The sequence below is a fragment of the Achromobacter sp. 2789STDY5608615 genome (assembly GCF_001298995.1).
GTDB classification, from domain to species: domain Bacteria; phylum Pseudomonadota; class Gammaproteobacteria; order Burkholderiales; family Burkholderiaceae_B; genus Achromobacter; species Achromobacter insuavis.
In genome coordinates this window covers 20,588-40,841 of record NZ_CYTY01000044.1, presented here as the reverse complement: position 1 = coordinate 40,841, position 20,254 = coordinate 20,588, and the positions used below count along the sequence as shown (strand labels likewise).

The window sequence follows — 20,254 nt, the reverse complement described above, 5'->3', positions numbered from 1 at the left end:
TCGACATCACTGGCGATCGTGTGCGGATCGACCCGGGCTATGACACACGGACCCGCACAGAGACCTTCGAGTCCCGGCAGCGTGGCTTGACCATTGCGCTGTCGGGAACCGTGGGCAGCGCGCTCAATACCGCGGTCACCACCGCGCGTCAGGCGGGCAAGGAGAGCGACGGGCGGCTGCGGGCGCTGCAGGGCGCCAAAGCGTTGCTTTCCGGCGCCCAGGCGGCGCAGGCGTTGGAACGGGACGACCTGCAGACGCAGGCCGCCGATGCCAGGAATGTCGCATCGGGTGTGAAAGCGGGCGACAAGGATGCGGCGCGGGGGGGGGGCAACCAACACCATCGGCGTCAGCGTCTCCGTTGGCAGCCAATCCTCCAAAAGCGAGACCCACAGCGAGAGCCTGCAGGCGCATGGCAGCACGCTGAACGCCGGGCGGGATGTTTCGATCACCGCCACCGGCGCTGGCAAGGAGGCCGGCAGCGGGAATATCGCGGTGATCGGCAGTCAGGTCAAGGCCGGCGGCGATCTGCTGCTTTCGGCTGGCGCGGACCTCGAACTGCGGTCGGCGCAGAACACCGAGCGTAGCGACGGCAAGAGCAGCAGCCATGGCGGCAATCTCGGCGTCGGCATCGGCGTGGGAACCGGGGGCTACGGAATCAACGTATCGGCCGACATCAATGCCGGCAAGGGCAGCGAGAAAGGCCGGGGCCTGACCCATACCGAAACCACGCTGGATGCGGGCGGCAGCGTGATCCTGGGCAGCGGGCGCGACACGTTGCTCAAGGGCGCGCAGGTTGGCGGTGAACACATCGGCGTCGACGTGGGCCGCGACCTGACGCTGCAAAGCGAGCAGGACAGTGACCATTATTCCTCGCGCCAGCGCGACATCAGCGCAGGAGGCAGTTTCACGTTCGGTTCGATGACCGGCTCGGCGAATGTCAGCGCGAGCCAGGACAAACTGCGCAGCGATTTTGATTCGGTCAAGGAACAGACCGGGCTGTTCGCGGGCCGTGGCGGCTATGACATCACGGTAGGCGGGCACACGCAGTTGGATGGCGCGGTGATCGCGAGCACGGCCGGTCAGGACAAGAACCAGCTGGATACAGGCACGCTGGGCTGGCGCGACATCGACAACCGGGCGGACTTCGAGGCACGCCATAGCGGCGGATCGATGGGGACGGGCGGGCCGGTGGGCAAGGCGCTGTTGACCAACGCGGCCAGCGGCGTCCTGTCCAACGCCAATCATGGCGGGCATGCGTCGGGCACGACCAAGGCGGCGGTCAGCGAAGGCGATCTGACGGTGCGTGACCAACCCAACCAGCGCCAGGACGTGGCGGGGTTGAGCCGGGACACGGCGCACGCGAACGACGGCAGCATCAGTCCGATCTTCAACAAGGAGAAAGAACAGAACCGTCTCAGGCAGGTGCAGTTGATCGGCGAGATCGGCGGCCAGGCCATGGACATCATCCGCACGCAGGGCGATATCGCGGGCCTGAAGGCGCAAACCGACCCGAAGGCGCTGGCCGAGGCCAAGGCCCAGCTCGGCAAGGAGGGCCGGCTCTACACCGACGCGGATGTGAGGGACAGGGCCTACGGCAATGCCATGGCGCGATACGGCACCGGCAGTGACCTGCAGAAGGCGGCACAGGCGGTGGCCGGGGCGTTGACGGCGCTGGTGGGGAACAACCTGGCGGGCGCATTGGGCAGCGGCGCCGCGCCCTACCTGGCGACCGAAATCAAGCGGCGGATCGGCGAGGACAACCCGGCAGCCAACGCGATGGCGCACGCGGTGCTGGGCGCCGTGACGGCGCAGTTGAACGACCAGTCGCCGCTGGCCGGCGGTCTGGGCGCGGGCGGCGGCGAACTGGCGGCGCGAGTGATCACGGGGCAATTGTTCCCAGGAAAAACGCCCGATGCGCTGAGCGAAAGCGAGAAGCAGCAGGTCAGCGCGCTGAGCGAGCTGGCGGCGGGGATCGCGGGCGGTCTGGCGACGGGGGATGTGGCTGGTGGCGTGACCGGTGCGCAGACGGGGCGGAATGCGGTCGAGAACAACTTTTTGGATGTTGCTCAGTTGGACGACTTCGCCAATCGGGCAAAGACCGGCTCAGAGGACGAACGCCAAAAAGTCATTCGGGACATGGTGGATACCAATGTCCGCCAGCAGGAAGAGATAAAGGAAGTCTGCGCGACCTCGCCTCAGCAATGCCAGCAACGATATGGATATCTGGTTGATGAGTGGGAGTTGTTCGACGACACGATAAAAGGACTGGCGAAGGACAAGTCGTTGCCGGATGACTTCCGCGACTATATGCCGGCCGTATATATGTCGGACGTGGAGGCGGGTGGGGTTATAGCCGAGAGCGGATGGACTAAACGCTTTGAAGCAATGGGGTTTGATGCCGATACGGCACGGGTAATGGCTGCTACGCTGCCGGCGGTGGTTAGTGGTGTTGGAGGTGGCGGTAGTAAAGGGGTTAATAAAGGAGCCGGCAAGAAGAGTGGTACTGGTGGGGGTGTCGACGGGATATTGACGAAAGATAAAACGAGGAGTGAAGATTCAGCGACTCTTGGTAGTTTGAAGAAAGAAAAAATAATAATAAAAGATAATAATGAGGCTATTGCTGATCACACTATCGTGTCTTCGGGGAAGGCGCCCAAGATCTGGAAGCCTAATTCAATTTACGAGGTGTCTAGAGCTGATGGGACTAAAAGTGTTACCTATTACGACGATCAGGGTAGGACGTTTTCTCGCGAGGACTATGGTCAACAAAAGACCCATGGTAAGTTGGGGTACGATAAAAATGGAAGAGTGCCTCCGCATGAGCATAGAATTATCTACAATGAACGTGGATATGTTGATAGGAAATACTATAGAGAATTAGATGTGAATGGTAATCCTGTAGGGTCTTGGGTTTTAGATGGAAAATAGGTGGTGTTATGTCGAATAATGTGTATGGATACCTATATCCTCCTCTGAGTAAGGAGGCTGAAGTGGCTCTGGAATCATATTTTTTGAAGTGCCCTGTTCATATAAGAAATATTGAGAAAGAAGAGCTGATTAATTATCCTGAAGAATATTTGCCACAAGATGGTTGTTTTATTTTTGAGATATCGGATGGTGTCGAATCTACTAATGCGACCTATTTGATTGACTATTACGAATATGATCCTGATGAATCGAAGATTGGGTTTCCTGCGGATCCGAGGGAGCGGTTAAATGTGTTGTTGAGTGTAATTTTTAATATGGTGACGATTACAAAATCAAAAAAAATGGTTGTTGCAATAAATGAGTGTGAGCAAATAGAGCATATTAAAAAAATGGAATTGTCAGATTGTTGTGAGACTATTCAATCTGACTTTGAAAAATTCCAGGCTCCGCCTGATACTCTTTATGAAATAATAAACTGATAGATCGAGGGGTGAAGATGTTCTGCTTGAAATTACTACGTCGCGAAGCTTGGTGTTTCCCACTCTTGTCTCTGGATAATACGCTTTGCCGCAATCGGTAAGCGGGGTTCGGTTAGTACCAAAAATATATGACGCGTAACTTCGATATGACCTTTATAAGGTTGGTGTAGCATATGCTGCGTTGAATTTGAATTTATTTATCGCTAGGGTGAAGGGGGGCGTTCTTAACAGGGGTCTTGTGTGAGAGCGGTTGCTGGATGATCTGTCTGTTTCATTTGGATGAAAAGTCTCATGGATTTTTTTGAGATTTTGACAGTTGATGGTGGGTAGGTTGTTGTTTTTATTAAAAAAATAAATTCATGCAGAAATTGCGATTGCTAAAAGGGAGCTTCTGGCTGTGAGCGATGTATACCGCTAGGAAGGGGCTGTGCTAGGTAGAGTGAATGAAATGAAATTGAGAGGGACTCGTACCGAATCAATAATAAGAGATGTACTTATTTTTTCTGATCTGTCGCTAAAGGGAAACAGAAAAATCATGGATTTTTTGTGCGAGAGGTACGGAGATGTAAGGTCGGTCTATGCCTTGGCTTGGACTCCGAGTCAAGGTGAAGATGCGTGTGGAATATTGGTCAATGGTGAAATCTACGTTAGCTTCGATATTTGTACTTCGTCTGAAGAAATCCGCGAGGTTGAAGAAATTACTGTGTCGGAATACTTAAAAAGTATCAGGGGTAGGCGAAGTATCTTAAAGGTACTAGTTGCGCTTGATTTAGCCAGTAGTGGCTGAACTGGGTGCCGGAAGCTGATTAAATTTATATCAAAAATTTTATGGTTGCTTGGTAGGTTTTATTAGGAGAGTGTTGTTCGTGTACGCCCATGCCTAAAAAATGATCAGGCCTGATGGCATTGAGGGCGTCGTCTCTTAGCCGGCCCATTGCGATAAAGTAATGACCTTCCTCCCCACAGCATTCCCCCTCCAGCCCATGGCCACCTACGCATTCCGCCTCCTCAACGTCTTCGCCTCCAGCACCTTCACCGGAAATCCCCTCTGCGTATTCGAAGACGCGCGTGGCATGGACGACTCCACCATGCGCGAACTGGCGGCACAGTTCAATCTTTCCGAAACGACCTTCATCCTGCCCTCCGAAGTGGCCGACGCGCGCGTACGCATTTTCACGCCCGGCTTCGAGATGGGTTTCGCGGGCCACCCCACCATCGGCACGTCTCAAGTGGTGCGCGACCTGCTCAAGCGCGGCGATGCGTTGACGCTGGAATTCAAGGCCGGTGTCGTGCCGGTCACCGCGCAGGGTGACGCCTGGACTTTCACCGCGCCCTGTCCGAACGGCATAAGCACGGCGGCGCCGACGCTGCCGGCGGCCGATATTGCCGGACTGATGGGGCTGGACGCGGGCGACCTTGCGGGGGATCCCATCTGGGTGGATACGGGCGCGGACCAGTTGCTGGTGCCCGTGAATAACGTCGACGCGTTGCGGCGGGCCAAGCCAGATGCCTCGCAGCTGGATCGCTGGCAGGCCAACAGCCTGGGACGCAAGGTCTGCTACCTGTTCGCTTTCGACCATGGGCGCCGGCAGGACGGGCGCGATGTCGTGGTGACGCGTTATTTCTATGCCAAACCTGGCGGCGGGGTGCAGGAAGATGCGGGCACCGGCTCGGCCTGCGCCAACCTGGGCGGCTGGCTGCGGCATAGGCAGCATGGCCTGCCCGCCAGTTTCCTGGTGGAGCAGGGCGACCAGATGGGCCGTCCGTGCCGGCTGCTGCTGGACGTGCAGGCCGATGGCCGCATTCAGGTGGGCGGCCGCGCGTTGGAGATCGGGCGTGGCACGGTGGACGTCTGAGGCTGCGGGTTGCTGTCATCCCGCGCCCCAAAGAAAAACGGCGCCTGTGTGTAAGCACAGGCGCCGCTTTTCATTGCATGCCCATCAAGGGCCGGCGGTTTACTTCTTGTTCTTGGCCGGGTCGACCTTGATGTTGTTCATGACCTGCTTCACGCCCTCGACACCGCGGGCAACGGTGGCGGCGTGATCGGCTTCGGCGGCGGTGCCGACCGTACCGGTCAGCTTGGCCACGCCTTCGTTGGTTTCGACAGCGATGTCGAGCACGCTCAGCTGCTTGTCGGCCACGAAGGCGGCCTTGACCTTGGTGGTCACGGTCGCGTCGGACGCGTATTCGCCCACGGATTGCTTGGGCTTGCCGTCATCGGCGGCAAAGGCCATGGAAGTGAAGACGGCGCCCGTACCCAGTGCGGCGGCGGCGATCAGCTTGCGGATTTCCATAGTTGTGCTCCTTGTATATGGGGTTCAGCGCGTTCAGGATGCAACGGCTAAGCGAAGATTCTTGGGGTGCGATGTTCTTCTATTTCTTGCGGAATGCGCCGCCCAGAATGGACAGCAGCGCCAGTACCAGGAAGACGAAGAACAGGATCTTGGCGATGCCCGCGGCGCCGGCGGCAATGCCGCCGAAGCCCAGGACAGCCGCAATGATCGCAATGACGAAAAATACGACGGCGTAGTGCAACATGTCAGCTTCTCCTGGTGGCGTTGGAATCAGGGATTGCGGTCAAAGAAATCCCGGACTTCCTTCTGGGCCTGTTCCTTGGTCTTGCCGTAGCGCTCCTGGATCAGGCCAGCGAGGCGTTCGGCATTGCCTTCCGTACGGGTCAACTCGTCGTCGGTGAGTTCACCCCAGGCCGCTTTGGCCTTGCCGGACAGTTGCTTCCACTTGCCAGCGATGATGTCGTTATTCATGGTGACCTCTCTTCGTAGTGGCAAACGCAGCGGCTTATGGCCGATAAGCTCTGCATTCGCGGTTGAGTTGGGCACTGATCAGCTTGAGTTCAAGGTACAGGTCCGCCGCGAGCCCTGTCAAAGAACGCTGTGGGTAAATGTAACTGCCGGGGACGGGGCAAATCGCGCTTCCTTCGACGAGGGGTAGCGCAGGCGTACCAAGAGCGGGAGTTACATCTGAGCAACGAATTGAGCCCTTTTGAGCGGGGCTGGTAACGGGACCTACACGGGATTCCCGTGCAAAACGCAGCGAGGCGCGGCGCCGATGCGTCAGGCATCCGGCGCTGGCTGCGGGGCCGTCGCGCCGGTATAGTCGGGACAGGTTCCGTACCCGGGTCGATGGCCCGGGGTCTGGCGGCATCACACAACGGAGAGGGCACGCATGACGCAACGATTCCTCGGTACGATCCTGCTGGCGCTGGCCGCGATGGCGGCGCTGGGATGCACCCATGTGACGGATCGCTATCAGGCCGCGGCGCCCGCCGCGGCGTCGCACGGCTAGGGGCTGGCGATACGATCCCGTGTCTGGTCCGGACGGGGAGCGGCGGCCCGCCGTGGCGTGCTGACAGCTGCCGCCCTACAAAAGAAACGGGGCGCTTTCGCGCCCCGTCCGCATGCGATTCCCTGATCGGGATCAGCTTTCGCGGATGCGTTGGGCGATGTGTTCCAGCGCCTCTTCGACCTGGTCCACCAGGATCAGGCACAGGTCGCCCGCCTGCAGGCGCGCCAACGCCGTGTCGATCGCCAGGAACTCGCCGTGGATCTCTTCGATGTGGCGGGTGCGGCTGGCGTTGACCAGGCCTTGCTGCAGCAGCGCCAGCACTTCGCCATCTTCGCGGCCGCGCTGGCATTGGTCCTGGTACAGCAGCACGTCGTCGAAGGCGCCGCCGAGGATCTCGGTCTGCATGCGGATGTCTTCGTCGCGGCGGTCGCCGGCGCCGCTGATGACCACCGAGCGGCGCTTGGCGGGCATGGCGTCGACCGCGCGCACCAGCGCCAGGATCGCATCGGGATTGTGGCCGTAGTCGGCGATCACGGTGGCGCCGCGATAGTCGAACACGTTGAAGCGGCCGGGCGCGGTCTGGGCGTCGTTGACGAAGGTCGACAGGCCGCGGCGCACGATGCTCCAGTGCAGGTTCAGCGCCCAGGCCGCGGCGATGGAGGCCATGGCGTTCTCGACCTGGAACACGATGGTGCCGTTGCGCGTGAGCGGGATCTCGGCCAGCGGGAAGCGGGTTTCCTCGCTGCCCTGGGCCGCGACGATGGCGTCGCCATCGCGGTAGACCACGCGCAGGCCCTGGGCGCGGTGCGTCGCCATGACCGGGTGGTTGCGGTCCTCGGCGAAGTAGGTGATCGAGCCGGGGCAGCTGGAAGCCATCTCCGCCACGATGGGATCGGCGGCGTTGAGCACGGCGGTGCCGCTCGGATGCACGTGCTGCACGATCACGCGCTTGACCACGGCCAGGTCCTCGACGGTGCTGATGTAGCCCAGCCCGAGGTGATCGCCCATGCCGATGTTGGTGACGATGGCGACGTTGCAGCGGTCGAAGGCCAGGCCCTCGCGCAGGATGCCGCCGCGCGCGGTCTCGAACACGGCGGCGTCCACGTCCGGGTGCATCAGCACGCTGCGGGCGCTGCGCGGACCGCTGCAGTCGCCGGTGTCGATGCGCAGGTTGTCGACGTAGACGCCGTCCGAGTTGGTCATGCCGACGCGGTTGCCGGCCACGCCCAGGATGTGGGCGGTCAGGCGCACCGTGGTGGTCTTGCCGTTGGTGCCGGCCACTGCCACCACCGGAATGCGGCCGTCGTCGCCGTCGGCGTACATGTTGGCGATGATGGCCTCGCCCACGGCGCGGCCCTTGCCGAACGAGGGATTCAGGTGCATGCGCAGGCCGGGCGCGGCGTTCACTTCGACCACGCCGCCGTTCTGCTCCTCGAGCGGGTAGTGCACGCTTTCGGCCACCACGTCGACGCCGCAGATGTCCAGGCCGATCATGCGGGCCGCGGACACCGCGCGCGCCGCCATCTCGGGGTGCACTTCATCGGTCACGTCGGTGGCCGAGCCGCCGGTGCTGAGGTTGGCGTTGTTGCGCAGGAAGATCAGGGTGCCGGGAGGCGGCACGGAATCGGCGTCGAAGCCCTGCTTTTTCAGCGTGGCCAGGGCGATGTCGTCGAAGCGGATCTTGGTCAGCGAGGTGGCGTGGCCGTCGCCGCGTAGCGGGTCGGCGTTGACCTGGTCGACCAGCTGGCGGATGGTCTGCACGCCGTCGCCGGTAACCTGCGGCGGATCGCGGCGCGAGGCGGCGACCAGCGTGCCGCCCACCACCAGCAGGCGGAAGTCGTGGCCCGGAATGTAGCGTTCGACGATGACCTCGGAGCTGATCTCCTCGGCCACTTCGAAGGCCTGGATCACACGTTCGCGCGTTTCGATGTTGACCGCGACGCCGCGGCCCTGGCTGCCGTCGCGCGGCTTGACCACGACCGGGCCGCCCAGCTCCTGGGCCGCGGCCCAGGCGTCTTCGGCGGTAGTGACCGAGCGGCCCAGCGGCACCGGCACGCCGGCGGCGTCCAGCAGCATCTTGGTCAGGTCCTTGTCCTGCGCGATCGATTCGGAGATGGCGCTGGTCAGGTCGGTTTCGGCGGCCTGGATGCGACGTTGCTTGCTGCCCCAGCCGAACTGCACCATGCTGCCTTGCGTCAGGCGACGGTAGGGAATGTTGCGGACCGTGGCGGCGTTGACGATGGAGCCGGTGCTGGGGCCGAGGCGCACGTCCTCGTCCAGTTCACGCAGGCGCTTGAGGGCGTCGGCCAGATCGAACGGGGTGTCGTCCAGCGCGGCCTGCACCAGCTGCTGCGCCAGGTCCATGGCGAGACGGCCGACTTCTTCCTCGCTGTATTCCACCACGACCTGGAACACGCCGGGTTCGGTGGTGGGGGAGGCGCGGCCGAACGTGACGGGGCAGCCGGCGTAGGCCTGCAGCGTCAACGAGACGATCTGCAGCACGTGCGCGATCGAGACCGCGCCCTGGTGGCCTTCGGGGCGCAGCAGGCCGGTCTGCGGCAGGCGCGCGCGCAGGCGGGCTTCGAAGTCGGGCAGGTTGTCGATCGAGCATTCGGCGTCGGCGCACGACACGATGGCCTCGATCGCCGTGTTCTTGCTCCACAGGTTGGGGCCGCGCAGCGCTCGGATACGGGAAACTTCCATGGCAGGTATTCCTGTCTAGCTTGCGCGCGCCGCGGCGGGTCACCGCGGCGCGCGCGATGATGTCAGTGTTGCTGGATCCAGCGGCGGACGAGATCGATGGTGGGGCCGGAGAAGGCCTCGTCGGATTGCAGCAGGACGAAGTCGCCCGCCGCGATGCCGGCGAGCTGGCTCTCGATGGCCTTGCCATGGTCCGGTTCGTCCAGGATCTGCTTGACGCGGCTGCCTTGCTCCAGGCCCTGGCGCAGCAGCGCGCGCGCCTGGCCGGCGGGGCGCTTGCTGGTGACGGTGGTGTCGTCGTACAGCACCACGCGGTCGAAAGCGTCGCCCAGCAGCTTGCCCTGTTCGATCAGGTCGGCGTCGCGGCGGTCGGCGCCGGCCGAATACACGGCGGCGCGGGTGGTCGACGGGAACTGGTCGATGGCGGTGATCAGCGGACGCAGCGCGGAGGCGTTGTGGACGTCGTCCACCACCACGGTGCTGCCGTTGCGTTCGAACAGCGTGAACTGCCAGGGCGCATCGGCCTGGTCGATGTCGAAGGTCTCGATGCCGGCGCGGATCAGTTCGACCGGGATGTCGAGCGCCCAGGCGGCGCCGACCGCGGCCAGCACGTTCTCGACCTGGAAGGCGACGCGGCCGCCGTGCGTGAGCGGAATCGCGGCGACGTCGGCCAGGCGTTCCTCGCGCGCGCCCTGCGCCAGCACGATGGCGCCGTCGCGCACGAAGACCGCGCGGCCGTCCTGTTGCAGGTGGGCGGTGATGGCGGGCAGGGCGGGGTCGATGCCGAAGAAGATCACGGCGCCGTCGGACAGCTCGGCCATTTCCACCACGCGCGGATCGCGCGCGTTGAGCACGGCGGCGCCGGTCGGCAGAACGACGTCGACCTGGGTGCGGAACACATTGAACATGCGCTCCGTCTCGTTGATGTCGAAGTCGCCGAGATGGTCGGCGTCGTCGATGTTGGTGACCACGCCGACCTGGCAGCGGTCGTAGGCCAGGCCCTGGCCCAGGATCACTCCGCTGTCGTTCTCGATGACGGCGGCATCGACGTTGCGGTTCATCAGCACGCGGGTGCCGGATGCGAAATCGGCGCGGTCGCCCTTCTGCACCAGGCGGCGGTCGAGGTACAGGCCCTCGCTGCAGGCCAGGCCGGTGCGCTTGCCCGACAGGTGCAAGAGGCGCGCGACCAGGCGCGCGACCACGGTCTTGCCGTTGGTGCCGGTGACGCCGACGATGGGAATGCGGCCGGCGTCGCCTTCGGGGAACAGATGATCGACGATGGCGTGGCCGACCGGACGCGGGGTGCCGTCGGCCGGCTTCAGGTGCATCAGCAGGCCGGGGCCGGCGTTGACTTCGACGATGGCGCCGCGCTGCTCATCGAGCGGGCGCGAGATGTCCTCGGCCACCAGGTCGACGCCGGCGATGTCCAGGCCGACCACGCGGGCGGCCAGGGTGACGGTGGCGGCGACGCTCGGGTGCACGCGGTCGGTGACGTCGAAGGCGACGTTGCCGCTGCGCTGCACCAGCACGCGCTGGCCCTCGGCCGGCACGCTGTCTTCCGTCAGGCCCTGGCGGGCGATCTCCAGGCGCGCGGCCGAATCCAGGCGCACCGGATTGAGCGGATGGTTTTCGGTGCGGCCGCGGCGCGGGTCGGTGTTGATCTGGTTGTCGATCAGTTCGGTGAGGGTGGACTTGCCGTCGCCCGTGACCCAGGCCGGCTCGCCGGCGGCCGCGGCCACCATGCGGTCGCCCACCACCAGCAAGCGGTGCTCGTTGCCCAGCACGAAGCGTTCGACGATGACGCCGCTGCCTTCGTCGACGGCGACGCGGTAGGCGGAAATGACTTCTTCGCGCGTGGTCAGGTTGGTGAACACGCCGCGTCCGTGGTTGCCGTCATACGGCTTGACCACCACCGGCAGGCCGATGTCCTCGGCGGCCGACCAGGCGTCGTCCTCGCTGTCGACCAGGCGGCCTTCGGGCACGGGCACGCCGCAGGTCGAGAGCAGTTCCTTGGTCAGGTCCTTGTCGCGCGAAATGCCTTCGGCGATGGCGCTGGTGCGGTCGGTCTCGGCCGTCCAGATGCGGCGCTGGCGCGAGCCGTAGCCGAACTGCACCAGGTTGCCTTCGAACAGACGGATGTAGGGGATGTCGCGGTCGTCGGCGGCATCCACGATGCAGGCGGTGCTGGGACCCAGGCAATGCTTGTCGACCAGCCGGCGCAGGCGCGCCACGGCGGCGTCGACGTCGAAGGGGCGGTCTTCGATGGCGGCCATGACCAGGTCGCGGCCTTCGTTCAGGGCGGTGCGGGTGACCTGTTCCTGCCAGGCGCGCACGACGACTTTATAGACGCCGCGGGTGGAGGTTTCACGGGCCTTGCCGAAGCCGCCGCGCAGGCCGGCCAGGTTCTGCAGCTCAAGGGTGGCATGCTCGAGGATGTGGCCGGGCCAGGTGCCTTCCTTGACGCGGGACAGGAAGCCGCCCCGCACGCCCGGGCTGCAGCGGTGCTCGATCAGGGTCGGCAGCCAGGCGGTCAGGCGCTCGTAGAAGCCGGGGATCGTGTTGGAGGGATAGTCCTCCAGTTCGCCGATATCCACCCACGCCTCAAGTACCGGACGGTACGTCCAAATGTTCGGGCCGCGCAAAGCCACGACATCGAGAAATTCAATGTCTTTCTTTTTCATGTTTTAATTTACTTGAGAAGCAGGTTGGCACGCGCGGACGCCCCTATGCAAGACCGCGAATTTATTGGGGTTGCGCCTTAAGAATAATGCCAACGAGTGGGGGATCCCAGATATTCCTAATTAGAAAAATCGGCTGATACTATACGACGCCTTCAAAGGCGTGAACTCGTTGTGTTGTAAGGAAGGGACACGTTGCCAGCCTGGAGTTGGCATGCCGTCGCCGCCTTGTAGGGCAGAGTCCTGGCCCGGTATGCGTTCTAATGAAAAAACCACACCTGCTTTCCGGCCTAGCCGAAGCCTTTCCTGCCCGCTGGCGGGATGAAATCCGCGCAGAACTGGCGCAGGATGAAACCCTGCTGGCCTGGGTTGAAATAGACCTGGATCAGCGGCTGAAGTTCCAGCCCGGCCTGGTCGCCGTCACCGATCACCGCCTGATCGCCCGCAACGCGGCCGATACCGGCTGGGAATCCTGGGCCTACGGTCCCCAACTGTCCCTGAATCTTTCCGACCACGCCGGCGCCGCCGTGCTGGAGCTGCACGACGATACCGCGCGTCTGGGTATCTGGCGCTTCACGCTGGCCTGCAACCCGGCCGCGCTGCGGCTGCTGGGCCAGTTCGAGGCGCAGCAGGCGATCCGCCTGTCCGGCCAGCCGGAAGCCGAGGCGGGCGAACGCCAGTGCACCATCTGCAACAACGCCATTCCGGCCGGCCAGGACGAATGTCCGGTCTGCAACCAGGAACAGGCGGCGCCGTCGACCACCTGGGCGCTGCTGCGCCTGTGGCGCTTCGCGCGGCCGTACCGCGGCCCCTTACTGGCCGGCTTCCTGCTGACCCTGCTGGGCACCGCGGCAACCCTGGTGCCGCCGTACCTGACCATGCCGCTGATGGACGACGTGCTGATTCCGTTCCAGAACGGCGCGCCCATCGACTACAGCAAGGTCCGCCTGTACCTGGGCGGGCTGCTCGGCTCCGCCATCCTGGCGTGGGGCCTGGGCTGGGCGCGGACCTACATCCTGGCCTGGGTCAGCGAGCGCATCGGCGCCGACCTGCGCACCACCACCTATGAGCACCTGCAGCAGCTGTCGCTGGAGTACTTCGGCGGCAAGCGTACCGGCGACCTGATTTCCCGCATCGGCAGCGAGACCGACCGCATCTGCGTGTTCCTGTCGCTGCACCTGCTGGACTTTGCCAACGACATCCTGATGATCGCCATGACCGCGGTGATCCTGGTGTCGATCAATCCCTGGCTGGCGCTGGTCACGCTGGTGCCGCTGCCGTTCATCATCTGGATGATCCACGCGGTGCGCGACCGGCTGCGCCATGGCTTCGAGAAGGTCGACCGCATCTGGTCGGAGATCACCAACGTGCTGGCGGACACCATCCCCGGCATCCGCGTGGTCAAGGCCTTCGCCCAGGAAAAGCGCGAAGTGGCGCGTTTCCGCGAGGCCAACAACCGCAACCTGGAAGTGAACGACCGGGTCAACACCACCTGGTCGCTGTTCTCGCCCACGGTCACGCTGCTGACCGAGGTCGGCCTGCTGGTGGTGTGGATCTTCGGCATCTGGCAGGTCTCGCAGAAGCAGATCACGGTGGGGGTGCTGGCGGCGTTCCTGGCCTACATCGGGCGCTTCTATACGCGGCTGGATTCGATGAGCCGCATCGTGTCGGTGACGCAGAAGGCGGCCGCCGGCGCCAAGCGCATCTTCGACATCCTGGACCATGTCTCCAGCGTGCCGGAACCGCAGAATCCGGCCAAGCTGCCGCAGATCAACGGCCGCATCGAATTGCGCGACGTCGGCTTCCGCTACGGCAATCGCCAGGTCATCCGCGGGCTGGACCTGACCATCGCCCCCGGCGAGATGATCGGCCTGGTGGGCCACAGCGGCTCGGGCAAGAGCACCCTGATCAACCTGATCTGCCGCTTCTACGACGTGTCGGAAGGCGCGATCCTGGTGGACGGCGCCGACATCCGCTCGGTGCGGGTGGCCGACTACCGCCGCAACATCGGGCTGGTGCTGCAGGAGCCCTTCCTGTTCTTCGGCACCATCGCCGAGAACATCGCCTACGGCAAGCCGGACGCCACCCGCGACGAGATCGTGGCCGCGGCCCGCGCCGCCCATGCGCATGAATTCATCCTGCGCCTGCCGCATGGCTACGATTCGCTGGTGGGCGAACGCGGCCAGGCGCTGTCCGGCGGCGAGCGCCAGCGCATCTCGATCGCGCGCGCGCTGCTGATCGACCCGCGCATCCTGATCCTGGACGAAGCCACCTCGTCGGTCGACACCACCACCGAGAAGGAAATCCAGAAGGCGCTCGACAACCTGGTGCGTGGCCGCACCACCATCGCCATCGCCCACCGCCTGAGCACCTTGCGCAAGGCCGACCGGCTGGCGGTGCTGGACCGTGGCCAGATCGTGGAACAGGGTCCGCACGAAGAGCTGATGGCGCGTGAAGGCGCCTACTACCGGCTGTACCAGGCGCAGGCGCGCCAGAACGAGGCCGACGCGCAGGCCTCCGGCAGCGAAGACATGGCCGCCGTGGCCTGAACGAGATAACCGTCATGACGCTTCCCGTTTTCCAGCTGCGACGCAATGCGTTCGGGCGTTTGGTGTTCCAGGGCGCCGACGGCGTCGCGCACGAGGGCGTGCTCCCGGTGCGGGCCTTTCCGATCAGCGAGGCCGATCGCGGGCTGTCGCTGGTGACCAGCGAGGGCCGCGAGCTGCTGTGGATCGAACGGCTGGCCGAGGTGCCCGCCGCCGACCGCGCCCTGATCGAAGAGGAACTGGCCGGGCGGGAATTCATGCCCGAGATCCGCAAGCTGGCCAGCGTGTCCACCTTCGCCACGCCCAGCGTCTGGAAGGTGGAAACCGACCGCGGCGCCACCAGTTTCACGCTGCGCGGCGAAGAGGACATCCGCCGCCTCAGCCCGCAGACGCTGCTGATCGCCGACAGCCACGGCATCTTCTACCTGGTGCGCGACATCCTGTCGCTCGACAAGCACAGCCGCAAGCTGCTGGACCGTTTCCTCTGACCGACCTCAGTCCGGGGCCGCGCGCTTGAACGGCGTGTGCGCCTCGAGTTCGCCCAAGTAGTCATCCACCGCGGCGGTTTCCTCATCGAGAAAATGCTGGATCGCGGCCGCGAAGCGCGGGTCGGCAACCCAGTGCGCCGACCAGGTGGGCGTGGGCAGCAGCCCGCGCGCCATCTTGTGTTCCCCTTGCGCGCCGCCCTCGAACCGCGCCATGCCATGGGCGATGCAGTAGGCGATGGCCTGCAGGTAGCAGGTCTCGAAGTGCAGCCCCGGCACATATTCCGTCGCGCCCCAATAGCGTCCGTACAGCGTGTCGCCGCCCGCCAGGTTCAGGGCCGCCGCCACCGGCTGGCCGTCGCGCTCGGCCAGGATCAGCACGAAGGCGTCGGGCTGGTCGCGGTAGGCGCGCAGGAAGAACTCGCGGCTCAGGTAGGGCGGATTGCCGTGATTGAAATAGGTGTGACAATAGCACTGGTAGAAAAAATCGAGGTCGGCGGCGTCGATCTGCGCGCCGCGCAGCCAGCGGAACGCCAGCCCGGCCTGCGCTACCTTCTTGCGGTCCTGGCGGATCTTCTTGCGCTTGTCATGGCTCATCGTCGCCAGGAAGGCGTCGAAGTCGGCGTAGCCCGGATTGGTCCAATGGAACTGCACGCTTTCGCGCACCATGAAGCCGGCCTCGCGCAGGGCGCGCAGGTCCGCCGTGGCCGGAAACAGCAGATGCAGCGACGACACCTGGATTTCTTCGGCGAAAGCGACCAGCCCGCGTACCAGCGTGTCGCGGTCTTCGTCGCTGGCGGCCAGCAGGCGCGGGCCCGAGACCGGGGTGAACGGCACCGCCGCCAGCAGCTTGGGGTAGTAGCGCAGGCCGTGGCGTTCGAAGGCGTCGGCCCAGGCGTAGTCGAACACGTACTCGCCGCGTGAATGCGATTTCAGGTAGAGCGGCACCGCCCCGGCCAGATCGTCGCCGCGCCACAGCATCAGGTAATGCGGCGACCAGCCGGTGCGCGGCGCGGCGCAGCCGGTGTCGTGCAGCGCGTGCAGGAAGGCGTGCCGCAGGAACGGCTGGTCGCCGGCCAGCGCATCCCATTGGCGGGCGTCGATGCGCGACAGGTCGGTTTCGATGGTCAGGCGGAGCGGCGAATCCATGGACGAATGATAAAGTCTTCGCTGGCGCATGACGCGCGGCGCGGGATGACCGCGCATGGTTATTGTCTTGCGGGCGGCGTCGTTCCGCCCCGCACCGGAAATCCTCATGGACAGCAATTCGATCCTTCCCGCGGACGGGAACGGTCTGGACCAATCCGGCACGCCCTGTCTGCGCGCCCAGGCCCTGCGCGCGCTGGCCGCCACCGGCTGGGCCGACAAGCTGGCGCGGGTGCGCGCCATTGGCGACGACGCCCCGCTGGATGGCGCGCGGCGTTACGCGGCGCCAGGCGGATTGCCGGGGCGCCCCGCCGCGCCCGTGCTGGTGGCGCCGGCCGAGGTGCCGCAGCGTTCCATGGCGACCCAGGAAGGCCGCGCGGCGCTGCTGCACGCGCTGGCGCATATCGAATTCAACGCGGTGAACCTGGCGCTGGACATCCTCTGGCGCTTCGCCGGCATGCCGGACGCGTTCTACCGCGACTGGTTGCGCGTGGCGCGCGAAGAGGCCGCGCATTTCGATCTGCTCAATCGGCGGCTGGCCGAGCTGGGCCATGCCTATGGCGACTTTCCCGGCCACAACGGCCTGTGGGACATGGCCGAACGCACATGCGACGACCTGTTGGCGCGGCTGGCGCTGGTGCCGCGCACTCTGGAGGCGCGCGGCCTGGATGCGTCGCCGTTGATCCGCAACAAGCTGGCCGGCGCCGGCGACGCGCAGAGCGCGGCCATCGTCGACATCATCCTGCGCGACGAGATCGGCCACGTGGCGATCGGCAACTACTGGTACAGGCGGTTGTGCGCCGAGCAGGGCAGGGAGCCGGTCGCCTGCTACGCCGAGCTGGCCAGCCGCTACAACGCGCCGCGGCTGCGCGGCCCCTTCAACATGGAAGCGCGCCGCGCGGCGGGTTTCGACGAGGCCGAACTGGCCGCCTTGCTCGACAAACGCGCCGTCACGGGCGAAGCCGAAGACAGCCAGCGCTGCCCCGATGGCGGTGCGGCCAACGCATCCGCAGGAGCGCTTTCTCGATGACCTTTCGCCACGCCGTTCCCCTGGCCGCCATGCTGGCGTTGTCCGCGCCCGCCGCGCACGCCGCCGACGCCTTCGCCGCTTGCCTGGCCGGATTGCGCGCCCCCGCCGCCAAGGCGGGCGTGTCGGGCGCCACGTTCGACCGGCATACCGCCAGCCTGTCGCCCGACATGGCGGTGATCGGCCTGCTGGATGCGCAGCCCGAATTCAAGACGCCGATCTGGGACTACATGGCGGCGCTGGTCGACGACGAGCGCGTCGCCGACGGCAAGGCGGGCATCGAGCGCTGGCGCGCCGAACTGGACCGCGCCGCCGCGCGCTACGGCGTGGACCCGGCCACCATCGCGGCCGTGTGGGGCGTGGAGAGCAATTATGGCCGCACGCTGGGCGGGCGGCCGCTGCTGACCTCGCTGTCGACGCTGTCCTGCTTCGGGCGCCGCCAGGCGTATTTCCGCGGCGAGTTCTTCGCCGCGCTCAAGATCGTGCAGGACGAGCGCATCGACCCCGACAAGCTCAAGGGTTCCTGGGCGGGGGCGTTCGGCCAGACCCAGTTCATGCCGTCGACCTATCTGCGGTTGGCGGTCGATTTCGACGGCGATGGCCGCCGCGACCTCATCGACAGCGTGCCCGACGCGCTCGCCTCCACCGCCAACTTCCTCAAGCGCGCCGGCTGGAACAGCGGCCTGGACTGGGGCTACGAGGTGATCCTGCCGGCGGGCGCGAACACCGCCGGCGCGGGACGCAAGAACAAGCGTCCGCTGTCCTTCTGGCGCGGCCAGGGGTTGACCCGCGCCGACGGCAAGCCGTTGCCCGCGGGCGATACGCCTGTCGGCCTGCTGCTGCCGGCCGGTCCCAAGGGGCCGGCGTTCCTGGTGACGCGTAATTTCGATGCGCTGTATTCCTACAACGCCGCCGAAAGCTATGCGCTGGCGATTGCGCACCTGTCCGACCGCCTGCGCGGCGGCGGCCCGCTGGCGCAGGCCTGGCCGACCGACGATCCGGGGCTGTCGCGCGCCGAGCGGCGCGAATTGCAGCGGCTGCTGATTGCCCGCGGCTATGAGCTGGGCGAACCCGATGGCATGATCGGCGAGCGCACCCGTGAAGCCCTGCGCGCAGCGCAGCGCGAACTCGGCCTGCCCGCCGACGGCCGCGCCGGCCAGAAGGCGTTGAAAGCCCTCAAGGCCTCCCAGGCTCCCCTGGCCTCGCCAGCCCCGCGCGGCGCGGGCTGAAGGCCGGAACGACAAGCTTTGCAAAGATCGCCGGTTGCCGACCTTTGGATGACCACATCGGCGCCGTCACGGGCCTATACTGGATTTCCGATTTTCCTGGAGTACGGCGATGAGTCTATTGGATACCTTGGCCTCGATGGCCGGCGGCGGCCAGCAAGGAGGCTCCGCCTCGCTGCTGCCCGCCCTGATTGAACAACTGGGCAAATACCCGGGCGGCCTGTCCGGCCTGATCGCCAGCTTCCAGCAGGGCGGCCTGGGCGAGATCGTCGCGTCGTGGATCGGCAAGGGCCAGAACCTGCCGGTCAGCGCCGACCAGCTCGGTCAGGTGCTGGACCCCGGCGTGGTTAACGAACTGGCCGCCAAGACCGGCCAGGACACCGGCTCGGTGCTGGGCTCGCTGTCTTCGCTGCTGCCGCAGCTGATCGACAAGGCCACCCCGGAAGGCACGGTGCAGCCCGGCCAGTCGTTCAACCCCACCGACCTGCTGGCCTCGCTGTCGGGCCTGTTCGGCAATCGCGGCTGAATCCGGCCAAGGGGTCTCCCCCCTGACGCGCCCGCGGCTTCAATCCCTCGCCCGCCGCCGCCTGCCGGCGGCCGGGCCGCCGCGGGTCTTCCATCGCTTGACCTTATAGTCACTTCAGGCTTTCTCATACGGCCATGGCACCCTCCGCCACGGTGCCGCCCCCCCATCACCCGGAGCGTCGCGCCATGGATTCGCCGAAAAGACTGCTGGAAAGCCACCCCATCCACGCCCGCGTCGCGATCGTTTCGCGGGGACGGGCATGAGCGGCGGCCATGAGCACGCCGACGTGCGGGCGCTGCCCGAATCCCGCCTGTGGATCGCGTTCGGGCTGACCAGCACCTTCATGGTGGTGGAGATCGTCGGGGGCCTGTGGACCGGCAGTCTGGCGTTGATCTCCGACGCCATGCACATGATGACCGACGCTATCGCGCTGCTGCTGGCGCTGATCGCGATCCGCGCGGGCCGCAAGGCCGCCGACCTGATGCGCACTTACGGTTATGCGCGCTTCGAGATCCTGGCGGCCGCGGTCAACGCGCTGGTGCTGCTGGGCGTGGCGTTCTACATCCTGTACGAAGCCTGGCGCCGTCTCGAGGCGCCGCCGGATATCCAGTCCGCCAGCATGCTGGCCGTGGCCATCGCCGGGCTGGTGATCAACCTGGTGTCGATGCGGTTGCTGGCCGGTTCCAAGGACGACAGCCTGAACGTGAAAGGCGCCTATCTCGAAGTCTGGGCCGACATGCTGGGTTCGGTCGCCGTCATCGCGGGGGCCGTGATCATCTGGCTGACCGGCTGGCGCTGGGTCGATTCGGCGTTGGCCGTGGCCATCGGATTCATGGTGTTCCCGCGCACCTGGGTGCTGCTGCGCGAATGCATCAACCTGCTGCTCGAAGGCGTGCCGCCCGGCATGAGCCTGAGCGCGGTGCGCGAAGCCATCGCCGGCACTGATGGTGTCGCCAGCGTGCATGACATCCACCTGTGGGCGATCACGCAGAAGCAGCCGCTCCTGACCGGCCACGTGGTGCTGGCCGCGGGCGCCGACGGCGAGACCGTCCGGCTGGAGATCGAGCGACGCCTGCAGGACGGCTTCGACCTGCATCACACGACGCTGCAGGTGGAGCGTTCGGATCGTTCCGGGCAGGAGCATATCCACTGAGCGCGGTGTGACGATAGCGGCGGGCCGTGGGCCAGAGGCGTTATCGGTTAGCGC

Annotated in this window: 15 protein-coding genes; 9 read left to right on the top strand and 6 right to left on the bottom strand. The window is 65.1% G+C overall.

Translation table 11 applies throughout. The annotated features are described in order from the left end of the window. The first annotated feature begins 309 nt into the window (after positions 1-309). The 3 genes from AOZ49_RS33115 to AOZ49_RS26820 all read left to right on the top strand — a co-directional run bounded on the left by AOZ49_RS33115 (position 310) and on the right by AOZ49_RS26820 (position 5,263). Entirely contained in the window at positions 310-2,928 is a 2,619-nt protein-coding gene (locus tag AOZ49_RS33115) for a hemagglutinin repeat-containing protein (protein WP_197286790.1), read from the top strand. Between the two features lie 62 nt (positions 2,929-2,990). After that, complete coding sequence (locus AOZ49_RS32715; RefSeq protein ID WP_156355758.1) at positions 2,991-3,407, top strand: hypothetical protein; 417 nt, start codon at positions 2,991-2,993, stop codon at positions 3,405-3,407. Positions 3,408-4,390: 983 nt separating this feature from the next. Further along, positions 4,391-5,263 carry a PhzF family phenazine biosynthesis protein gene (locus tag AOZ49_RS26820; RefSeq protein WP_054478765.1) on the top strand — a complete coding sequence of 291 codons (873 nt, stop codon included), beginning with the start codon at positions 4,391-4,393 and terminating at the stop codon, positions 5,261-5,263. Positions 5,264-5,362: 99 nt separating this feature from the next. Here the strand turns inward: AOZ49_RS26820 and AOZ49_RS26815 are convergent, their stop codons facing one another. The 5 genes from AOZ49_RS26815 to cphA (AOZ49_RS26800) all read right to left on the bottom strand — a co-directional run bounded on the left by AOZ49_RS26815 (position 5,363) and on the right by cphA (AOZ49_RS26800) (position 12,094). Further along, positions 5,363-5,701 carry a BON domain-containing protein gene (locus tag AOZ49_RS26815; RefSeq protein WP_054429506.1) on the bottom strand — a complete coding sequence of 113 codons (339 nt, stop codon included), beginning with the start codon at positions 5,699-5,701 and terminating at the stop codon, positions 5,363-5,365. Between the two features lie 79 nt (positions 5,702-5,780). After that, on the bottom strand, positions 5,781-5,945 hold the full coding sequence (locus AOZ49_RS32000; protein ID WP_006389411.1) for a DUF1328 domain-containing protein: 165 nt from the start codon (positions 5,943-5,945) through the stop codon (positions 5,781-5,783). Positions 5,946-5,971: 26 nt separating this feature from the next. Then, positions 5,972-6,172 (bottom strand): CsbD family protein, encoded by a 201-nt coding sequence (locus AOZ49_RS26810; protein ID WP_006393596.1) that lies wholly within the window; start codon positions 6,170-6,172, stop codon positions 5,972-5,974. A 673-nt stretch (positions 6,173-6,845) separates the two neighbouring features. Next, entirely contained in the window at positions 6,846-9,416 is a 2,571-nt protein-coding gene (cphA, locus tag AOZ49_RS26805) for a cyanophycin synthetase (protein WP_054478763.1), read from the bottom strand. A gap of 62 nt (positions 9,417-9,478) precedes the next feature. Next, on the bottom strand, positions 9,479-12,094 hold the full coding sequence (gene cphA / locus AOZ49_RS26800; protein WP_054478761.1) for a cyanophycin synthetase: 2,616 nt from the start codon (positions 12,092-12,094) through the stop codon (positions 9,479-9,481). Between the two features lie 260 nt (positions 12,095-12,354). Between cphA (AOZ49_RS26800) and AOZ49_RS26795 the strand changes: the two genes are divergently transcribed. Further along, positions 12,355-14,640 carry a cyanophycin metabolism-associated ABC transporter gene (locus tag AOZ49_RS26795; RefSeq protein ID WP_054478759.1) on the top strand — a complete coding sequence of 762 codons (2,286 nt, stop codon included), beginning with the start codon at positions 12,355-12,357 and terminating at the stop codon, positions 14,638-14,640. A 14-nt stretch (positions 14,641-14,654) separates the two neighbouring features. Next, positions 14,655-15,125, top strand: coding sequence for a cyanophycin metabolism-associated DUF1854 family protein (locus AOZ49_RS26790; protein ID WP_054478757.1), 471 nt, complete (start codon positions 14,655-14,657; stop codon positions 15,123-15,125). 6 nt (positions 15,126-15,131) lie between these two features. On the opposite strand, the gene AOZ49_RS26785 is transcribed toward AOZ49_RS26790, so the two are convergent. Next, the gene (locus tag AOZ49_RS26785; RefSeq protein WP_054429501.1) at positions 15,132-16,271 is read right to left on the bottom strand and encodes a GNAT family N-acetyltransferase; all 1,140 of its coding nucleotides are present in this window, start codon (positions 16,269-16,271) and stop codon (positions 15,132-15,134) included. Between the two features lie 106 nt (positions 16,272-16,377). On the opposite strand from AOZ49_RS26785, the gene AOZ49_RS26780 reads away from it, so the two are divergent. From AOZ49_RS26780 to AOZ49_RS26765, 4 genes are all read left to right on the top strand, one after another. Then, a complete protein-coding gene (locus AOZ49_RS26780; protein WP_054478755.1) occupies positions 16,378-17,298 on the top strand; it encodes a ferritin-like domain-containing protein in 921 nt (306 codons plus the stop codon). Continuing rightward, positions 17,295-18,524 (top strand): lytic murein transglycosylase, encoded by a 1,230-nt coding sequence (locus AOZ49_RS26775; protein ID WP_054478753.1) that lies wholly within the window; start codon positions 17,295-17,297, stop codon positions 18,522-18,524. The genes AOZ49_RS26780 and AOZ49_RS26775 overlap by 4 nt, the downstream gene beginning before the upstream one ends. Before the next feature lie 109 nt (positions 18,525-18,633). Then, complete coding sequence (locus AOZ49_RS26770; protein WP_054429498.1) at positions 18,634-19,047, top strand: YidB family protein; 414 nt, start codon at positions 18,634-18,636, stop codon at positions 19,045-19,047. A 259-nt stretch (positions 19,048-19,306) separates the two neighbouring features. Then, entirely contained in the window at positions 19,307-20,200 is an 894-nt protein-coding gene (locus tag AOZ49_RS26765) for a cation diffusion facilitator family transporter (RefSeq protein WP_054478752.1), read from the top strand. The last annotated feature ends 54 nt before the right edge of the window (positions 20,201-20,254 follow it).